Annotated in this window: 15 protein-coding genes and 1 riboswitch; of the genes, 4 read left to right on the top strand and 11 right to left on the bottom strand. The window is 71.4% G+C overall.

Annotated features, from left to right (window positions below; all coding sequences use genetic code 11):
• Positions 1-1,944: 1,944 nt before the first annotated feature.
• The 3 genes from AC08OT_RS00450 to guaB all read right to left on the bottom strand — a co-directional run bounded on the left by AC08OT_RS00450 (position 1,945) and on the right by guaB (position 6,249).
• Positions 1,945-3,132, bottom strand: a complete 1,188-nt coding sequence (locus tag AC08OT_RS00450; RefSeq protein WP_476592323.1) for a hypothetical protein — start codon at positions 3,130-3,132, stop codon at positions 1,945-1,947.
• A gap of 194 nt (positions 3,133-3,326) precedes the next feature.
• Positions 3,327-4,457: a GuaB3 family IMP dehydrogenase-related protein gene (locus tag AC08OT_RS00445; RefSeq protein WP_476592322.1), complete on the bottom strand. Its 1,131-nt coding sequence runs from the start codon at positions 4,455-4,457 to the stop codon at positions 3,327-3,329.
• A 190-nt stretch (positions 4,458-4,647) separates the two neighbouring features.
• The gene (gene guaB / locus AC08OT_RS00440; RefSeq protein WP_476592321.1) at positions 4,648-6,249 is read right to left on the bottom strand and encodes an IMP dehydrogenase; all 1,602 of its coding nucleotides are present in this window, start codon (positions 6,247-6,249) and stop codon (positions 4,648-4,650) included.
• A gap of 383 nt (positions 6,250-6,632) precedes the next feature.
• Between guaB and AC08OT_RS00435 the strand changes: the two genes are divergently transcribed.
• Complete coding sequence (locus tag AC08OT_RS00435) at positions 6,633-7,049, top strand: DUF5319 domain-containing protein (protein ID WP_476594846.1); 417 nt, start codon at positions 6,633-6,635, stop codon at positions 7,047-7,049.
• Positions 7,050-7,457: 408 nt separating this feature from the next.
• On the top strand, positions 7,458-7,790 hold the full coding sequence (locus AC08OT_RS00430; protein WP_462185725.1) for a WhiB family transcriptional regulator: 333 nt from the start codon (positions 7,458-7,460) through the stop codon (positions 7,788-7,790).
• Positions 7,791-8,006: 216 nt separating this feature from the next.
• Here the strand turns inward: AC08OT_RS00430 and groL are convergent, their stop codons facing one another.
• Together groL and groES are read right to left on the bottom strand one after the other, a co-directional pair.
• Positions 8,007-9,647 carry a chaperonin GroEL gene (groL, locus tag AC08OT_RS00425; protein ID WP_476592319.1) on the bottom strand — a complete coding sequence of 547 codons (1,641 nt, stop codon included), beginning with the start codon at positions 9,645-9,647 and terminating at the stop codon, positions 8,007-8,009.
• 124 nt (positions 9,648-9,771) lie between these two features.
• Positions 9,772-10,077 carry a co-chaperone GroES gene (gene groES, locus AC08OT_RS00420; protein ID WP_011435085.1) on the bottom strand — a complete coding sequence of 102 codons (306 nt, stop codon included), beginning with the start codon at positions 10,075-10,077 and terminating at the stop codon, positions 9,772-9,774.
• Positions 10,078-10,378: 301 nt separating this feature from the next.
• Between groES and AC08OT_RS00415 the strand changes: the two genes are divergently transcribed.
• Positions 10,379-10,660: a hypothetical protein gene (locus AC08OT_RS00415; RefSeq protein ID WP_476592318.1), complete on the top strand. Its 282-nt coding sequence runs from the start codon at positions 10,379-10,381 to the stop codon at positions 10,658-10,660.
• Here the strand turns inward: AC08OT_RS00415 and rimI are convergent.
• From rimI to AC08OT_RS00390, 5 genes are all read right to left on the bottom strand, one after another.
• Entirely contained in the window at positions 10,638-11,165 is a 528-nt protein-coding gene (gene rimI / locus AC08OT_RS00410) for a ribosomal protein S18-alanine N-acetyltransferase (protein WP_476592317.1), read from the bottom strand. The two genes, AC08OT_RS00415 and rimI, sit on opposite strands and share 23 nt — an antisense overlap.
• A gap of 56 nt (positions 11,166-11,221) precedes the next feature.
• Positions 11,222-11,986, bottom strand: a complete 765-nt coding sequence (tsaB, locus tag AC08OT_RS00405; protein WP_476592316.1) for a tRNA (adenosine(37)-N6)-threonylcarbamoyltransferase complex dimerization subunit type 1 TsaB — start codon at positions 11,984-11,986, stop codon at positions 11,222-11,224.
• A 112-nt stretch (positions 11,987-12,098) separates the two neighbouring features.
• On the bottom strand, positions 12,099-12,572 hold the full coding sequence (tsaE, locus tag AC08OT_RS00400; RefSeq protein ID WP_476592315.1) for a tRNA (adenosine(37)-N6)-threonylcarbamoyltransferase complex ATPase subunit type 1 TsaE: 474 nt from the start codon (positions 12,570-12,572) through the stop codon (positions 12,099-12,101).
• The gene (locus tag AC08OT_RS00395; protein WP_476592314.1) at positions 12,569-13,810 is read right to left on the bottom strand and encodes an alpha/beta fold hydrolase; all 1,242 of its coding nucleotides are present in this window, start codon (positions 13,808-13,810) and stop codon (positions 12,569-12,571) included. The genes tsaE and AC08OT_RS00395 overlap by 4 nt, the downstream gene beginning before the upstream one ends.
• 161 nt (positions 13,811-13,971) lie before the next feature.
• Complete coding sequence (locus AC08OT_RS00390) at positions 13,972-15,234, bottom strand: serine hydroxymethyltransferase (RefSeq protein WP_476592326.1); 1,263 nt, start codon at positions 15,232-15,234, stop codon at positions 13,972-13,974.
• A gap of 27 nt (positions 15,235-15,261) precedes the next feature.
• A riboswitch (ZMP/ZTP riboswitch) is annotated at positions 15,262-15,348 on the bottom strand.
• Between the two features lie 279 nt (positions 15,349-15,627).
• On the opposite strand from AC08OT_RS00390, the gene AC08OT_RS00385 reads away from it, so the two are divergent.
• A complete protein-coding gene (locus AC08OT_RS00385; protein WP_462185717.1) occupies positions 15,628-15,951 on the top strand; it encodes a hypothetical protein in 324 nt (107 codons plus the stop codon).
• 62 nt (positions 15,952-16,013) lie between these two features.
• Here AC08OT_RS00385 and alr read toward each other — a convergent pair whose 3' ends face one another.
• Positions 16,014-17,168 carry an alanine racemase gene (gene alr / locus AC08OT_RS00380; protein WP_476592313.1) on the bottom strand — a complete coding sequence of 385 codons (1,155 nt, stop codon included), beginning with the start codon at positions 17,166-17,168 and terminating at the stop codon, positions 16,014-16,016.
• Positions 17,169-17,172: the final 4 nt, after the last annotated feature.

Here is a 17,172-nt window from a genome sequence, read left to right as displayed (position 1 = left end):
CGGGAGCCGCCCGCCGCTCCGGGGCCGCGAGCGCCCGGCCGCGGGCCGGAGCGGGCAGCCCGTTCTGGCCGGGCAACCGGTCAGTCGGACCGGCCAACGAGTCCCTCGGTCCAGATGCCCGATTCGCCGGCATCCGCCAGTCGCTCCCCGTCGCAGTCTCCACCGACGATCGTCGCCGGGCCACCGGGAGCGGTCCGGAGAGCGGGTCCTCACGGCCGGGGACCAGTCCGGCGATCCCGTTGGGCCCGTTGGGCGGGAGAGGACGGACGACGTCTTCGGTGCCGGACAGGGGAGTCCGCCAGCCTGCGAGATCCGCTCCGCCATCGCGGGGGTCCCGCGGACGATCCTGGCGGGAGCGCAGACGGTCCTGGCGGGAGTGTGGGGGCAGTCCCCCGGAACCGCCGTTGCCCCCAGAACCGCCGTTCGGGCCCCTTCTTCCCGGACCCGGGTCCCTGCCGGGACGACTCGACGCCGATCCCGACAGATAGGCTGCCGCGCCCCCGAATCCGCGGGGCGGAGTTGATGAGGTCGCGCCCGGACCGGCGGATCCACCGCCACCGGGACGGACCCCGCCGGCCTCCCGGTTCAGGGGGCCCGGGCCCGGTGCGGGCGCGCCCGCACCGGGCAGTTGAACGCGGGGCGAGCTGTGCCCGTTCCAAGGATCCGTCGAGGAGTATGCGGTTCGGGGCCCGGCATCGGGCGGCGGTGCGGCGGCGGTCACGCCAAAGCTCCCGGGCACCACCGGGAAGGCCGGGCCGGTGACCCGGCTCGGGGTGCCCGACTGGCCCGGAGCTCTCCTGAGGTCCGCCGACGATGTGGGGACAGCCCGGGACGGTGGCGCGGGAACCGGTCGGGCGGAGATCGGAAACCCGCCGGTGAACGGGTCTGCGGAAGCGCCACCCCCCGATCTCGTCCCGGAGGTGGTCCCCGCCGCCCCGCCGGCCCGTGGGGAACGGCCCATCTGCACCGGTCCCGACGGCGGACCGGTCGGGACCGGATAGGCCTCTCGAGCGGGCCCGCCCACCTGCAGGTCGGGCGGCCTCGCAGCCGTCCTGGACGCCGCGGGCGGTGGCGGGGACGCCGAGGGGAGGTAGGACGTCGGCCGGGACGCGGTCGGTGGCGGACCGGCGGAAACCCGAGGACCCCTGGGAACAGAAGGAACAGGAGGAGCCACCGGAGCGGCGGATGACACCGCCGGGGTAGACGGGCCAGCGGGAGCGGGGGGGGTCACCGAGATGCCCGGCGGGCGTCCACCGGCGGGTCCCGGCGCCGGACCGTCCCAGGTGGTGGTCACGTCGAAGGGATCGGCGGGACGCGCACCGCCGCCTGCCGGCGGCATGGCCGGTCCCGGTCCCGGCGCCGGCTCACGCCGGGGCCAGGGAGTCGAATCCCAGGACGTGGGCGCGGGCTCACGGGAGACAGGACGGGCTGCCTGCTCGCCCACCCGCTCCACCGCGAAGAAATCGTCGTCACGACGGGAGGCAGCCGGGCGCCCCGTGGCACCGTCGCGGTCGGTGTCGTAGGTCGTCACAGAACTGTCACCCGCCTCCGGGCGCGGGCGCCGGACGTCGGCGACGTTATCCCGGATTCAGGCATCATGGCCACTGAACCGCTGTATTTGATCATAGGGCGGCATCTCCTGCCCCCCTGGTCAGCACGATGCGGGCAGTCATCGTGTGGACGTGCGTCGGGTAAATGTGTGATCTGGCCACGCCACCGGGTCCCCCGCCCGGGCGGACGAATGCACGTGGGGCAGCCTCGCTCCGGGAGGAGCGGTCTCGGGATGTGTCCCGGAGAACCGCACCGCCATGACCGCCCGTTGATACGTGAAGGACGTCTTAATCACATCGCCAACGAAAAAGCAATAGCACTCTCGTCCGTCGTCCCGCAGCCCATCTAGGCATGTGATAATAGTTCTGTCAACCCACTGTACACCGGTAATCGTCATCGTTTGTCACGGCAGGCGGCATAGATCTCCCGCACGATGCGCTGCGACGACTCGGACTGGACGTTGTCGCTGAACCGCTGGTACTCCTCCTGGGTGTAGTCGGCTTCCAGCTTCTCCAGCGTGCAGGTGCAATAGCCTTCGTTACCGTTGCTGACGTCGAGGCACGAGCTGAGATATGCCCGACGGACCTCCGGGGAGTAACGGCCCTTCCCCACCGCGGCCGGCCCGGCCGCGGTCCCGGAGCCCGATCCACCGCCGCCGAGGGCGAGGAATCCGATGACGCCGAGCCCGAGGCAGACGAGAACGACGGCAGCGCCGATCAGCAGCGGCGGACGGTCGCGCACGTACTGGACGAGCGCGGTGACCCGTGCCGGCAGCCCGCCGGCCTCGGCACGCCGGGCCGTCGCCCCGCGCCGAGCCGTCGCCCCGCGCCGGGAGGTGGGCCCGGACGGTGCCCATCCACTGTCGTGCTCGTCGAACGACCCGGCATACGGCTCCGGATCGCCGTCCGGATCGCCGTCCCACCGCGGTGTGCCGTCCGCCGCACCACCGGTGGACGGGGCGTACGTCGCCGCCATGCCCCCGACACGCCGGATCTCGCCAGTCGAGTCGCCGTCGCCCCAGGTCGTCTGCGCTGCGGCCGGCCCTGCGGGCGCAGCCACCGGATCGACGGGATCCGCCGCACCCGCGCGGCGGGCCGGACCGGTCAGATCGCCCCACTCCGACGGCCCGCGCGGTGCAATGACGTCCGCGGCCGGTTCCCCCCACCGGCCGCGCTGGCCGGTGGGGCCGTAGGGTGCCAGCCCCTGTGTGTCCGGCGCTGATGGCGTGGCCACCGGGCCGCTCAGGGGGCGGGGTGAATCGGTGAGCGCCCCGCCCCAGCTCGGCGGTGCCGGAGCCGCTTCCACCGCACTGGGCCCGGAATCGGGCGACGAGCCGGCAGCGCCGGGCCGCCCACCGAACGAACCGCCCTGCGCTCCTACGTCGGACCCGGCCCGACCGGATCCAGGCTCCCCGACCGGACCGGTACCGAAGGCGGGCCCACCGGGATGGTTACCGAATCGCGCCAAGGCCGACGGACCGGCCGGCGGCGCTGCCGATGACGGCTGCCAGGTCTGGGCGGCCTCGTCCCAGACATAGGCACCGTCATCGCTGACCCAACGGCCGTGCTCGTCGAGACGCATCTGTCGTCCTTCATGCCGGAGACGGACCGCTTCCAGGGTGCCATGTCGGGTAAGAGCCCGGATCGACCGGGTACCGCCGGTGGTTGACACACCACGGGCACGCCCGTCGGGCTCGCGCACCAGCGAGCGATACCTCACGCGACGGCTACCGCCTCGCAGGACGCCCGACGACCACGCATGACGTGCATCGTCGGTCACGGACTGGCAGTCACCATGATCTCCGCCTTCTGGAACTCCTTCAAAGTTGCGTATCCCGTCGTCGCCATTGCCGTGCGCAGGCCGCCGGCCAGGTTGAGGACACCGGTGCTGGTCGCCGTGCCCGGACCGGTCACGATCTGCGCGAGCATCCCGGTCGGGGCCACCGGCGACCAGCGTCCCCGCGGCAGGTCGGAGTGCAGCACGTCCATCGGCCAGACCCCGCCCTGGCCCGGGGCCTCCCCCGCGGCCGCGAGCGCCGCGTCCACCATGACCGCGTCCGCGCCGCAGGCCACCGCCTTCGCGACGTCACCGCCAGTCCGAAGGTCACCATGCGCGACGACGTGGACGTAGCGGCCGCCCGACTCGTCGAGATAACGCATGCGCGCACCGGCCGCGTCCGCGATGGCGGTGGCGAGCGGCACGCCGACCCCGAGCTCGTCCCGGGTACGGTCACCAAAGCCGGACCCGACGCCCACGATGACACCGGCCGCCCCGGTGCGCATGAGGTGCAAGGCGGTGGAGAACGACGCGCACCCGCCGACCAGCACCGGGATGTCCAGCTGCCCGATGAACCGTTTGAGGTTGAGCGGCTCGCTGCGGCGGGACTGATGCTCCGCCGAAACCGCCGTACCGTGGATGACGAGCAGATCGATCCCGGCGGCCAGTACGTGCGGGCACAGGGCCTTGACCTTCTGCGGGCGCAGCGCCGCGGCCACGACCACCCCAGCGTCCCGAAGCTCGGTGAGACGCTGCGCGATCAGCCCCGGCTGGACCGGCGCGGAGTACAACGCGCGCAGCCGATCGGTTGCCGCGTCCGGGCCCTGGGCGGCCCCGATCTTGCTGAGCTCGGCGATGTGGTTCTCCGGCTCCTCGTACCGGGTCCACAGCCCCTCGATGTGCAGAACACCGAGACCACCGAGCCGGCCGAGCGCGATCGCCGACGCGGGTGAGGTCACCGCGTCGGCCGGAGCGGCCACGAGCGGCAGGTCGAACCGGTAGGCGTCGATCTCCCAGGCGAGCGAGACGTCCGCCGGGTCACGGGTCCGACGGGATGGAATGATGCCGACGGCGTCGAGACCATACGCGATCCGCGCGCTCTTGCCGATGCCGATCTGGATCTCTGCCACTACTGGCGCCTCCTGATTGGGCCGGCAGGCGCGTGCCGACCGGAAAACCGACGTATCTGCTCCACGACTGACCGAACATCCCGGTGACCCGGTGACCAGATGACCAGGTGACCGCGCACGAGACGCGACGGCCGTCACCGGCCTGGGGACGGCCCGGCGACGGCCTGGTCGGTCGCGCGGCGCGACGACGTCAGCGCGCGGAGTTGTAGTTCGGCGCCTCGACGGTCATCTGGATGTCGTGGGGGTGACTCTCGATCAGCCCCGCCGAGGTAATACGGATCAACTGCGCCTCGTCCTGCATCCGCCGGATGGTGGGCGAGCCGGTGTAGCCCATCGCCGCCCGCAGACCGCCGACCAGCTGATGGGCCACGGCCTCCAGTGGACCCCGATAGGGCACCTGGCCCTCGACGCCCTCGGGAACCAGTTTGTCATCGGAGAGCACGTCGTCCTGGAAGTACCGATCCTTCGAGTACGACCGCGCGCTGCCGCGGCTACGCATGGCGCCGAGCGAGCCCATGCCCCGGTAAGCCTTGTACTGCTTGCCGTTAATGAAGATCAACTCTCCTGGGCTCTCGTCGACACCGGCCAGCAGGCTGCCCAGCATGACCGTGTCGGCGCCGACGGCGATGGCCTTCGCGATGTCACCCGAGTACTGCAGGCCGCCGTCTCCGATCACCGGCACACCGTGCTCCCGGGCGACGCGCGATGCCTCGTAGATGGCCGTGACCTGGGGGACGCCGACGCCGCTCACCACCCGGGTGGTACAGATCGAGCCGGGCCCGACCCCGACCTTGATGGCGTCCGCCCCGGCCGCGATCAGCGCCGCCGCACCGGCCCCGGTCGCCACGTTGCCACCGATCACGTCGAGCGGCCGGCCGTCCACCCCGGTCGGCATGTCGGTCTTGATCCGGCGCACCACGTCGGGCACGGCTCGATGATGCCCGTGCGCGGTGTCCACGACGAGGAAGTCGACCCCGGCGGCGACGAGGACCTGGGCGCGCTTGTAGGCGTCCTCCCCCACACCGACGGCGGCGCCGACCATCAGCCGGCCATCGGTGTCCTTGGTGGCGTGCGGGTACTGCTCCCGCTTGGTGAAGTCCTTGACTGTGATCAGACCGCGCAGCCGATCACGCTCGTCCACGATCGGCAGCTTCTCGACCTTGTGGCGGCGGAGCAGGGCGAGCGCGTCCTCCGGCGAGACGCCCACCGGTGCGGTGATCAGCGGCATCGGGGTCATGACGTCCTGCACTCGACGCGAGTAGTCCCGCTCGAAGCGGATGTCCCGGTTCGTCACAATGCCGACCAGCCGGCCGTCGGATTCCGTCACCGGGACACCCGAGATCCGGTATCTCGCCATGAGGACGTTCGCGTCCTCCAAGGTGGCGTCGGGCCCGCAGGTCACCGGTGCGGTGATCATCCCGGACTCGGAACGCTTCACCATGTCGACCTGCTGCGCCTGCTCGTCGATCGAGAGGTTGCGATGCAGTACCCCGACCCCGCCCTGGCGCGCCATCGCGATGGCCATGCGGGCCTCGGTCACCGTGTCCATGGCCGACGACACCAACGGCACGGCGAGATCGATGCTCCGCGACAGGCGGGTCGTCGTGTCCGCCTCCGCCGGTACCAGGTCGGAGGAGGCCGGAAGCAGCAGCACGTCGTCGAAGGTCAGCCCGAGCATCGCCAGCTTCGGCGGTACCGCGGCGGCATCGGCCCCCAGCAGGTCGGGACGCGCGCCGACGTGGGTGCCCACCCCGGCCGGCAACGTGAAATCGGTGGCGAGGGGACCGTTCATGGCACCTTCCATTCCGCGTTGACCGAGGCCGCGGACCCAGACCGACGCCGCGGCACGAGCCCCGCCCGCCGTCCTGGAGCGACGGGTCGCGCGCAACGGCGGAAAAGTATACCTACTACCAGAACCGGGCACCGAGCGGCGGCACAGACTCCATCGTAGAGGTCACCGGCACATATCGGCGGTTCCGGCGTGACCGACATCGCCCGTGACCGACATCGCCATGGATAACATTTTTCTATACCACAGCGCCACCCACCGGGCCTGATCGGGACCCGCACGCCCAGCAGAACAGCGGACCGACCGCGACGGACTATGTCCAGAGCGCCGCGCATCGGTGCCGAGACTCCGGATCGGGACCACTAAGCAGTCTGGGCAAGCGTAGCGTGGTCGTCGTGAGCGACGAGCCTGTCGACCCCTTCGCGGGCGACCCCGAGGATCCGGCTGCCGAGCTCGCGCGCCTCGACTCCATTGACGACCTCGACCTGCTCGAACCGCTGTCCTTGCACGAGCGGGAGGAAGTCCTCGCCGAGCTGGGAGACCTCGACGTCTTCCGCACGCTGCTCGAGCCGCGCGGCTACCGCGGCCTTGTCGTCGACTGCGAGGGCTGCGCCGAGCCCCACTTCTTCGACTGGGACCTGCTGGCTGGCAACCTGCGCAACCTTCTCAACGAGGGGCGGACGAGAGTCCACGAGCCGGCGTTCGCGCCGGACCCGTCGTGCTACGTCAGCTGGGATTACGCCCGCGGCTTCGCCGACGGGATCTACGAGGCATCCGCCGCCTCGGAGGCGGACTCGCGCTGAGGCGGACTCGCGTCGCCGCCTGACCGGACACCCGGCCGGGGTGGATGCTGCGCGCCGACGGAGCGCGGCCGGCGGTGGCCACGCTAATTCCCGCTCAGGCCGTGTGACCAGCCGACCACCGGGGTAGGCGTTCGACCGTCAACAAAAGTTCCGCCGGACCTGCGGATCCGGCGCGGTCGGTCAGCCATGACGGAACACGGCGCCGGCCGGAAGTCCCGCGGCCGACTCGGACCCTGATCCGCCTGAGATCCCTGGACATCCAGGGACTTCCCGACCGTGCAACGGCCGGGCGGAACGACCCGTGACGCGGGCTCACCCGGGTGAAATTTCAAGATCACTCAGAGGGTGACCCGGTACTACGGTGAAGTGGCGGCGCTTGCCGCTCAGGTCGAAAGGGGGCTCAGATCGATGACCGACGTCCGACGACTTCCAGGCCCCGGCGCGGAGAAGTGGGAATGGCAGCTGCACGGGGCGTGCCGTGGTGAGAGCACGGAGCTCTTCTTCCACCCGGAGGGCGAACGGGGGCCGGCCAGAGCCGCCCGTGAGGCCGCGGCCAAGGCGGTCTGCGCCCGCTGCCCAGTCATCCGCGCCTGCGGTGAGTACGCGCTGACCGCCCGGGAGCCCTATGGCGTATGGGGCGGGCTGAGCGAGTCCGAACGGGATGCGATCCTCACCGGCCGCTCCCGGCGGGGGGCCACGAGACGCACCCCGGCCCGGCCCGGACTCGCACCGGCCTGCTGAGAGAGGGCGGCCAGGGGCCGATAGGCGGACGGGTCGGGATAGCCGGTCCTGGTCTCCTGGACCACCCACGACGGGTGAGCGACCCGACAGCGACCCGACGCGGCAGCGACCCAACGCGCCGGAGCCCGGTCGATCATCAAGGACCGACCGGGCTCCGGACGTACCAGGGCCCGGGGGCCGGGCCGCACCCGGCGAGGCCCCACGACGCCGATCCGGTCAGAAACCCGGGCCCTGCGGGTGACTGTGCCCGTGCCCGTGGCCGCGGCCGTCCTGGGGAGCGGGCTCCGCCGGCTTCTCGACGACCAGACCCTCGGTGGTGATGAGCAGAGCCGCGATCGAGGCGGCGTTCGCCACCGCCGACCGGGTGACCTTGACCGGGTCGACGACGCCGGCCGCGATCAGATCGGTGTACTCGCCGGTGGCCGCGTTGTACCCACGACCCGGCTCGAGCTCCTTGACCTTGGAGACGATGACCGCGCCCTCCAGACCAGCGTTGCGCGCGATCCACGACAGCGGAGCGTCGAGCGCGGAGCGCACGATCCGTACCCCGGCGAGCTCGTCCCCGGTACGGCCAAGCCCGTCGTCGAGCACGGACGCCACGTGGGTGAGCGCGGAACCGCCGCCGGCGATGATGCCCTCCTCGATGGCCGCGCGGGTGGCCGACACGGCGTCCTCGAGGCGGTGCTTCTTCTCCTTGAGCTCCACCTCGGTGGCGGCGCCGACGCGGATGACCGCGACCCCACCGGCGAGCTTGGCCAACCGCTCCTGCAGCTTCTCGCGGTCCCAGTCGGAGTCGCTGACCTCGATCTCCTGCTTGAGCTGACGCACCCGATCTGCGATCGAGGAGGCCTCGCCAGCCCCGTCGACGATGGTGGTGTTGTCCTTGTCCACCGTGACCCGCCGGGCCCGGCCCAGGTCGGCCAACGTCACCGCATCGAGGGAGAGACCGACCTCCGAGGCCACCACCTGGCCGCCGGTAAGCACGGCAATGTCCTGCAGCAGTGCCTTGCGGCGGTCCCCGAACCCGGGAGCCTTGACCGCGACGACCTGGAAGGTCTTGCGGATCGAGTTCACCACCAGGGTGGACAGGGCCTCGCTCTCGACCTCCTCGGCGATGATCAGCAGCGGCTTGCGCTCCTGGACGACCTGCTCCAGCACGGGCAGGATTTCGTTCAGCGCCGAGATCTTGCCCGGGTAGAGCAGGACGTAGGCGTCCTCAAGCACGGCCTCCTGGGCCTCGGCGTCCGTGACGAAGTACGGCGAGATGTAGCCCTTGTCGAACTGCATGCCCTCGGTCAGTTCAAGATCCAGCCCGAGGGTCTGGCTCTCCTCGACCGTGATGACGCCATCCTTGCCGATCTTGTCGATCGCCTCGGCGATCAGTTCCCCGACCTGCGAGTCCTGAGCGGAGATGGCGGCGACCTGGGCGATGGTCTCCTTCGAGTTGACCTCGATGGCCTGCTTCAGCAGGGCCGCGGAGACGGCCTCGACGGCGGCCTCGATGCCCAGTTTCAGCGCCAGTGGGGCGGCCCCCGCGGTCACCTGCTTGAGACCGAAGCGCACCATTTCCTGGGCTAGCACGGTCGCCGTCGTGGTGCCGTCGCCAGCCACGTCGTTGGTCTTGGTGGCGACTTCCTTCGCGAGCTGGGCACCCAGGTTCTCGTAGGGGTCCTCCAGCTCGATCTCGCGCGCGATCGTCACCCCGTCATTGGTGATCGTCGCGGCGCCGTAGTGCTTGTCGATGACGACGTTGCGACCACGCGGGCCGATCGTCACCTTGACCGCGTTGGCCAGGGCGTTCACCCCGTGCTCGAGCGCGCGGCGGGCGTCCTCGTTGAACGTCAGAATCTTCGGCATACCTGGTTGTCCTCCCGACACCGAATACCGGTGGAAAACAGCAGGAGCGCGCCCCGCCGGCGGGCCCGGCGGGAACCGGGCGGCCGCCAGCGGGACGCGCCCCTTGGTGCTACCGGCGAGCGGCCTACTTCTCGATGATCGCGAGAACGTCGCGAGCGGAGAGCACGAGGTACTCCTCGCCCGAGTACTTGACCTCGGTGCCGCCGTACTTGCTGTAGAGCACCACGTCGCCGACCTTGACGTCGAGCGGGACGCGCTTGCCGTCCTCGAACCGACCCGGGCCGACCGCGAGAACGATGCCCTCCTGGGGCTTCTCCTTCGCCGTGTCCGGAATCACGATCCCGGACGCGGTGGTCTGCTCCGCGTCGGAGGGCTGCACGACGATACGGTCCTCGAGAGGCTTGATAGCAACCTTGGTGGCGGTCGTCACGATCGACCTCCCCCTTCCTGCGCTGGATGAGAGAGCGACCCTGGCGGCCTGCCGTCGCGGGTGAACAGGCGCCTGTTGTCGCTGGCACTCTCACGTGCCGAGTGCCAACTTAGCACCCGCGCCGCAGACGTCAACCAAGACGGTCGGATCTGACAAGACGGCGGGAATTCAGGTCGTCCCGAGCCGACCCCTGGCCAAGACCCGGCCCCCTTCGCGGCGGCCCGCTCCCACCGGTCGGCGCCCGGCGCCACGGGGCCCCATGAGCACATGAGCGCACGGGGACATGGGGCACCATGAGGACATGATCTGGATGTGGGAGGCCAAGGCGGCGGCCGGCCGGGCGGGCGGCCTGCGGGACTGGGCGATCGATGCGCTTGCGGAGCGAGACGGCGAGGTCTACGTCAGCAGCCAACGGGGCGAGGATCTCATCGTCATCATGCTGCGGACGCCGCCCGATGCGGGCACGTCCGCGCAGACTACCGGGGACACCCGCTGCCCGCTGCCGGAGCCACCGGCCGAGCTGACGAACGGCGATCCGCGTGCCTGGCGGTTCGAACAGGTCAGGGCTCGGCCCGAGAGGTGATGAGCAACGTCGCCTCGACGCGGTCGAGCAGCTCCGCGTAACCAATGGTGTCGATCTTCCGGACCCGCATCACGTAGGCATCTCCGCCGGAAGGCTGGTAGTAACCGCGACGCAGCCCAATGTCGACAAAACCGAGCCGGCTGTAGAGGGCGCGGGCCGCCTGGTTGTCGGTGCGGACCTCCAGCCCGCAGCTGCGGGCACCCGCCCGCCGGGCGTCACGCAGCAGGGCGATCATCAGACGGGCGCCCACCCCCCGCCCGCGCATCCGGGGCACAACGCCGATCGTCTGGATGTAGGCGCCGTCCTTGGCGAGCGCCAGCCCCGCATAACCGACGATCGCGGACGTGTCGTGCGTCGGGACGCCCTGTGGACGCCACAGCGCCGTCAGGTACCGTCGCTGCTCGCCCTGCGCGAGTTCGGACCAGAACAGCTCGGCCGTCCACGGATCGATGTCGAATACCGTCTGCTCCAGCTCGGCGACCATCGCCACGTGCCACCAGCGCATTGGAACGAGGAGCAGATCCGGCCCATCCGGACCGGTAGGGTGTGATCGCGGCTGCGTCAAACCGTGACCGGCTTCGGTGTGTGCGGTTCGGTCGCGTCCGGCCGCCGCAGGTAGAGCGGGACGAGGGGCTGGGGAGCGCGCCCGGCCAGCACGTCGGCCCCGGCGAGACCGACGAGCAGCTCTGGCCGGGGATAGCCGTCGTCCGCCTGGTCTGCGCCGGGCACGGGCGCCTCCCCGGCCGTGGTACCGGCTGTGGCCGCGGCGAATTCGACGAAGAGCTCCGGGTAGAGCACCGTTCCCGGGCCGACGACGCGGTCGACACCGAGGCCGCGCAGGAACCGGACGACGTCGGCCGGACGGCCAACGGCCGGATCGCCGACCCGCACCCCGTCGCGGTAACAGGCCCAGAAGACCTCGCGCCGACGGGCATCCGTCACGACGGCGACGGAGCCGCCGGTGGCGGCACCGATGGCATCCAGTGAGCACACCCCGTGCACCGGCACGCCCAGTGCGTCAGCGAAGGCGGCGGCGGTCACCATCCCGACCCGCAGACTGGTGAACGGCCCGGGACCGGCGCCCACGACCACGACGTCGAGATCGGTGGGGCGGGCACCCCCCTCGGCAAGCACCGCGCGCATCGACGACGCCAGCAACTCCCCGTGGCGGCGGGCGTCGACGGTGACCATGACCGCTCGCGGCCACACGTGCACCCCGAGCGCGGCGCGCTCGCCACCCGTCCCACTCACCGGCCGCGCGGGGTCGGACGACGTCAGCTCGGCAAGCGCGACCGAACACGCTGCCGTGGATGTGTCAAGAGCCATCACCAGCACTCGTCCAGACTACGGATCGCCTCGCCGACCACGGCGGGCACCCGCTCCACCACCACGATGCCACCGATGTCACGCCGCGCGCGGCGGGTCGATGCGGGGAGTCTCAACTCACCGGCGCACGTGCGCGCAGCCGTTCGATCCAGCTGGCCCCGGACGGGACGAGGCGGACTATCCGAGTCTCCCCGACCTCATCGGCACGTGGCCGGGAGATCACGATCTCCAGATGATCCTGCGTGAGACGTTCCACAAGACCGACGCCCCACTCGACCACGGTGACCGAGGTATCGACGTCGGCGTCGAGGTCGAGATCGTCGACCTCGGCGACCCCACCGAGCCGGTAGGCGTCCACGTGCACGAGGGGAATCCGCCCGTCCGGGTAGATCCGGGCCAGCACGAACGTCGGCGAGGTGACCGTTTCCCGCACGCCCAGCCCGGCCGCGATCCCCTGGGCCAGGACCGTCTTGCCCGCGCCAAGCGGGCCGGAGAGCACGAGCAGGTCCCCGGGTCGCAGCAGGGTGGCCAACCAGGCCCCGAACTCCCGCATGCGCTCCGCCGTGGACACCTCGACCGTGTTCATGTGCCTTCCGTCGTCGCCTCGCTCCGGGGCCCGCGTGGGGAGACGGAGAATGTCTCGGACCGTGCCGACCGACCGGCCCGTGCCGACCCCGACCGACCGGTCCGTCCCGACCGACCGGTCTGTGCCGGCGCCGACCGGTCGGCCCGTACCGACCGCGGGCGCGGCATGGCGCGTGGCACCATCGCCTGCCGTGCCATCTCCCGGATGGCGGCGTTCACCACGTCCGGGCGTTCCAACATGATGGCGTGCCCGGCGCCCTCCTCGACGATGAGCTCCGCCCGGGGCAACACCTCCGCCAGGGTGCGGCTGTGGGCAAGCGGGGTCATCAGGTCGGCGTCCCCGACGATGAGCACGGTCGGGATCTCCGCCAGCCGCTCGGCCGCCACGAGCCGATCGTGGTCGAGCAGGGTGGGCAGGAACGCCGCGATGACCGGGATCGGGGTGTCCGCGACCATGGTCGCCAGGAAGGAGACCACCGACGGCGGTAGTTCGGTCGATCCGAACCCGATGCGCCGCGTCAGCTCCCACGACAGGTCGCTGCCCCGCCGCCGGGCACGTTCGAGCAGGCTCGGCGCGTGCCGCATACCGACCGCGAAACCCGGCAGAACGCGGCGCACCACCCCGGTCACCGACGCCGGCAGCCCGAAGGTCAGCCGGGCCAGCTCACCGGCGCTGGTGGCGAGCAGGGCCACCCCGACGATGCGGTCATCGAACAGTTCCGGGTGGGTGTCGGCCAGACCCAGCACCGTCATGCCGCCCATCGAATGGCCCACCAGGATGATCGGCCCCCGGGGGACCCGCTCGGTGATCACTCGGAAGAGGTCGTCGGCGAGTACGTCGATGGTGCAGTTCTTGACCTCGGACGGCCCGGAACGCCCATGCGCCCGCTGATCATAGAAGACCATCCGGCCGAGGTCCGTGAGCGCCCGCTGCTGCAGGATCCAGGAATCGGCCGTGACGCAGAACCCGTGGACGAACACCAGCGTCACCGGGGCGTCCGACGGGCCGATCTCCTCGATGTACAGCGGAATACCGTCCCCCGCGATCACGGTGGTGACCCAACCCCTGATCGGCTCGATCCGCGCGTCGGACGCGAGATCGGCCATCCCACGCCGACGGCGGATCATCCGCCGCTCGGCGACCAGGCCCGCCGCGACGGCAGCGGCACCGACCACCCCGAGCGACCCCGTGGCCCGAGCCGAGCGGAAACCCGCGATCGCACCCACGGTCTTCGCCATCGGCGCCACCTCTCCTCGGTGCCTCTTCTGCACCGATGATGCACCCGGCCACGCCGGCCGACGGGCCCCCCGGCCGGGACGTGGGGGGCGTCAGCCGGGGCCTGGGGAGCGTCGGATGTGCGGCCGGGGCCGCTTACCGGGCCTGTACGCGGATCCCGTGCTCAGGCGAAGCCCGGCATCGGGAAGGCGGCGGTCAGCTCGGTGACCTGCTCCCGGACCCGGGTGATGGTCGCGGTGTCGCCGGCCACGGCGGCCTTGACGACATCGTCGATCCAGCCGGCGAGCACCGGCATGTGACCGGCGCCCAGGCCGCGGGTGGTGATGGCGGCGGTTCCCAGTCGGATACCGGACGGGTCGAAGGGCCTGCGCTGGTCGAAGGGCACCGCGTTGTAGTTCAGCTCGATCCCGGCCTGGTCGAGCGCCCGGGCCGCGGGCTTGCCGCCGATGTCCCTGCCGGTCAGGTCGATCAGGATCAGATGGTTGTCGGTACCGCCGGTGACCAGGTCGAAGCCCCGCTCCACCAGGGCCTCGGCCAGCGCGCGGGCGTTCGCCACGACCGCGTGCGCGTAGTCGCGGAACGCGGGTGCCACCGCCTCACGCAGGGCGACGGCGATCGCCGCGGTGGTGTGGTTGTGCGGCCCGCCCTGCAGGCCCGGGAACACCGCCTTGTCGATCGCGGTGGCGTGCTCGGCGTCGGAGAGGAGCATCGCCCCGCGCGGGCCGCGCAGCGTCTTGTGCGTGGTGGTGGAGATCACCGGGGCGTGCCCCACCGGCGAGGGGTGTGCCCCGCCCGCGATCAGCCCGGCGATGTGCGCGATGTCCGCGACGAGCACCGCCCCGACCTCCCGCGCGATCGCGGCGAACCCCGGGAAGTCGATCGTCCGCGGGATCGCCGTACCGCCGCAGAAAATAATCCTGGGACGCTCGGCCAGGGCGAGGTCGCGCACCTGGTCCAGGTCGATGCGGCCGGTGCCGGCGCGCACGCCGTACCGGACGCTGCGGAACCACGTGCCGGTCGCGGAGACGCTCCAGCCGTGGGTCAGATGGCCGCCCATCGGCAACGACAGGCCCATCACGGTGTCCCCTGGCTCGGCGAAGGCCAGATAGACGGCGAGGTTCGCCGGGGAACCCGAGTACGGCTGGACGTTGGCGTGCTCGACCCCGAACAGCGCCTTGGCACGGTCGACCGCAAGCGTCTCGATCGGATCGATGACCTGCTGGCCCTCGTAGTAACGCCGACCGACGTAGCCCTCGGAGTACTTGTTGGTCAGCACGGAGCCGGACGCCTCCAGCACCGCGGTAGAGACGTAGTTCTCCGACGCGATCAGCCTGATCGACGAGAACTGGCGCGTGGCTTCGGCCTCGACGAGACCGGCGAGTTCGGGATCGGCGACGGCGAGGTGGGGAATCGGTGGTTGATGCACCTTGACCTCCGGCAGGTCTGATCCGGCCGGGGGTGCCCAGGCGCGCGGCACCGTTCCGCTCGATCGCTCCCCGGTGGTCAGTTCCACCTCGATGCGCCAGTCACGACTCCGGGCCGAGTCTAGGGAATGGGCCCCGCCCCACGGCACCGGATCCACGCCGGTGCGACGCGTCGCGACGGCACCGGGCGTCGTGAAGACGACAAATATCGTGAAGAAGACAAGCCGAGCGTAGGCCACAGCGCCGACGCCCGCCGGACCGGGTGGGAGCGGGCCGACTACCGTGGAAGTGCTGCCCCCGGCTGGATCGACTGGATCGACTGGATCGAGAAGCCGGGAGCGGGCGGATCCGGTGGGATCAGATCGATCAGCGGATGTGGACCGGAGGCGGAGATCGTGCGGCTGAGGTGGCACAGGAGCAAGGACATCCCGGCGAGCGCCGGCCGTCGTCTGACGGGCCCGGAGCGCGCCGCCGCGCTGGGGGTGCCGGACGACACCGAGCCGGCCGAGGGCCCCGGCGCCGCGGCTCCGGCTCCGGTGTCGGCCGGGCCGGTGATGCTGACACTGACTACCCGTTCCCGTCTCGAGGAGGCCGAGCGCGAGGCCGCCGTCTCCCGCCCCGTGCGTCGGCGGATGGAGCGCGGCTCGCTCGGCGGCCACGTGTCGCCCACCGGCGGTCACGGTTCCGGCGGTGCCTGCGGCCCCGGCGGCTGCGGCTGAGCCCGCATCCCGCATCTTCGACTCGTCCGGCGCTGCCCGAGAGGCCGCCCGACGGGCTGTCATCAGACGTAGCGGCGGGGGACCCGAGCCCCGACCCGGCTGACGATCTCGTAGTTGATGGTGCCCAGCGCCGCAGCCCAGTCGTCCGCGGTCGGTTCGCCGCGGTCACCGGGGCCGAAGAGCAGCACCTCGTCGCCGGCCGCCACCTGGTCGTCACCCACATCGAGGACGAACTGATCCATGCAGACCGTGCCGGCGATGCGGCGGCGCCGCCCGCCGAACAGCACCTCCGCGGTGTTCGTCGCGGACCTGGGGATGCCGTCGGCGTAGCCCAGCGGCACCACGGCGAGCGTCGTCTCGCGTGTTGTCGTGTACCGGTGCGCGTAGGAGACGCCGGTTCCCGCCGGTACCCGCTTGGTCAACGCGGCGTGCGTCGTCAGCGTCATCGCGGGGCGCAGACCGAAGGCCGCCGGCGGCCCGACCTCCGGGCCCGGGGACAGTCCGTAAACGGACACTCCCGGTCGGACCAGGTCGAAATGCGCCTCCGGGCTGACCAGGGTGGCCGCCGAGTTCGCCAGATGCCGCACGGATGGGTGTAGCCCCGCCTTCGTGGCGATGTCGATCGCATCCCGGAAACGCCCGATCTGACCCTGCACCGTGGGATGCCCGGGGGCATCGGCGAACGCGAAGTGGCTCCACACGCCGATCACCTCGATCACGCCCTCGGCCTCGAGTGCCGCCGCGGCGTCGCACAGCGCCGGCCAGTCGGCCTCCGTGGCTCCCGCCCGGCCGAGGCCCGTGTCCGCCTTGAGGTGCACCCGGGCGGTACGGCCGGTCCGCCGGGCCGCCGCGGCGGTCTCCTCGAGCGCCCAGCCCGCGGACGCGGACAGGTCGACATCCGCGGCGATGGCGGCGGCGAACGATTCACTGGGCGCCGCGAGCCAGGACAGCACCGGGACGGTGAACCCGGCCGCGCGCAGGGCGAGCGCCTCCTCGAGGAACGCCGTGCCGAGCCAGGTGGCCCCGCCCTCCAGGGCCGCCCGCGCGCACGGGATCATGCCATGGCCGTAGCCGTCAGCCTTGACGACCGCCATGGTGGCGGCGTCGCCTGCCCGGGCGACGAGGGCGGCCACCGACGTGCGGACCGCGTCGAGATCGATGGCGACATAGGAACGAAGATCATTCCCGGCAGGAGGATCGGCCCGCTGTTCGGTCACGCCG

The sequence above is a fragment of the Frankia sp. CgJB1 genome (genome assembly GCF_977947065.1).
The sequence above is the reverse complement of the archived record's forward strand: the minus strand, read 5'-3'. Positions and strand labels throughout refer to the sequence as shown.

Excerpts from the sequence above, each read along its gene's own strand:
- AC08OT_RS00450 (WP_476592323.1), bottom strand. The coding sequence starts at position 3,132 with ATGCGTCTCGACGAGCACGGCCGTTGGGTCAGCGATGACGGTGCCTAT.
- guaB (WP_476592321.1), bottom strand. The coding sequence starts at position 6,249 with ATGAACGGTCCCCTCGCCACCGATTTCACGTTGCCGGCCGGGGTGGGC.
- AC08OT_RS00430 (WP_462185725.1), top strand. The coding sequence starts at position 7,458 with ATGACCGACGTCCGACGACTTCCAGGCCCCGGCGCGGAGAAGTGGGAA.
- groL (WP_476592319.1), bottom strand. The coding sequence starts at position 9,647 with ATGCCGAAGATTCTGACGTTCAACGAGGACGCCCGCCGCGCGCTCGAG.
- AC08OT_RS00415 (WP_476592318.1), top strand. The coding sequence starts at position 10,379 with ATGATCTGGATGTGGGAGGCCAAGGCGGCGGCCGGCCGGGCGGGCGGC.
- rimI (WP_476592317.1), bottom strand. The coding sequence starts at position 11,165 with ATGCGCTGGTGGCACGTGGCGATGGTCGCCGAGCTGGAGCAGACGGTA.
- tsaB (WP_476592316.1), bottom strand. The coding sequence starts at position 11,986 with ATGGCTCTTGACACATCCACGGCAGCGTGTTCGGTCGCGCTTGCCGAG.
- tsaE (WP_476592315.1), bottom strand. The coding sequence starts at position 12,572 with ATGAACACGGTCGAGGTGTCCACGGCGGAGCGCATGCGGGAGTTCGGG.
- AC08OT_RS00395 (WP_476592314.1), bottom strand. The coding sequence starts at position 13,810 with ATGGCGAAGACCGTGGGTGCGATCGCGGGTTTCCGCTCGGCTCGGGCC.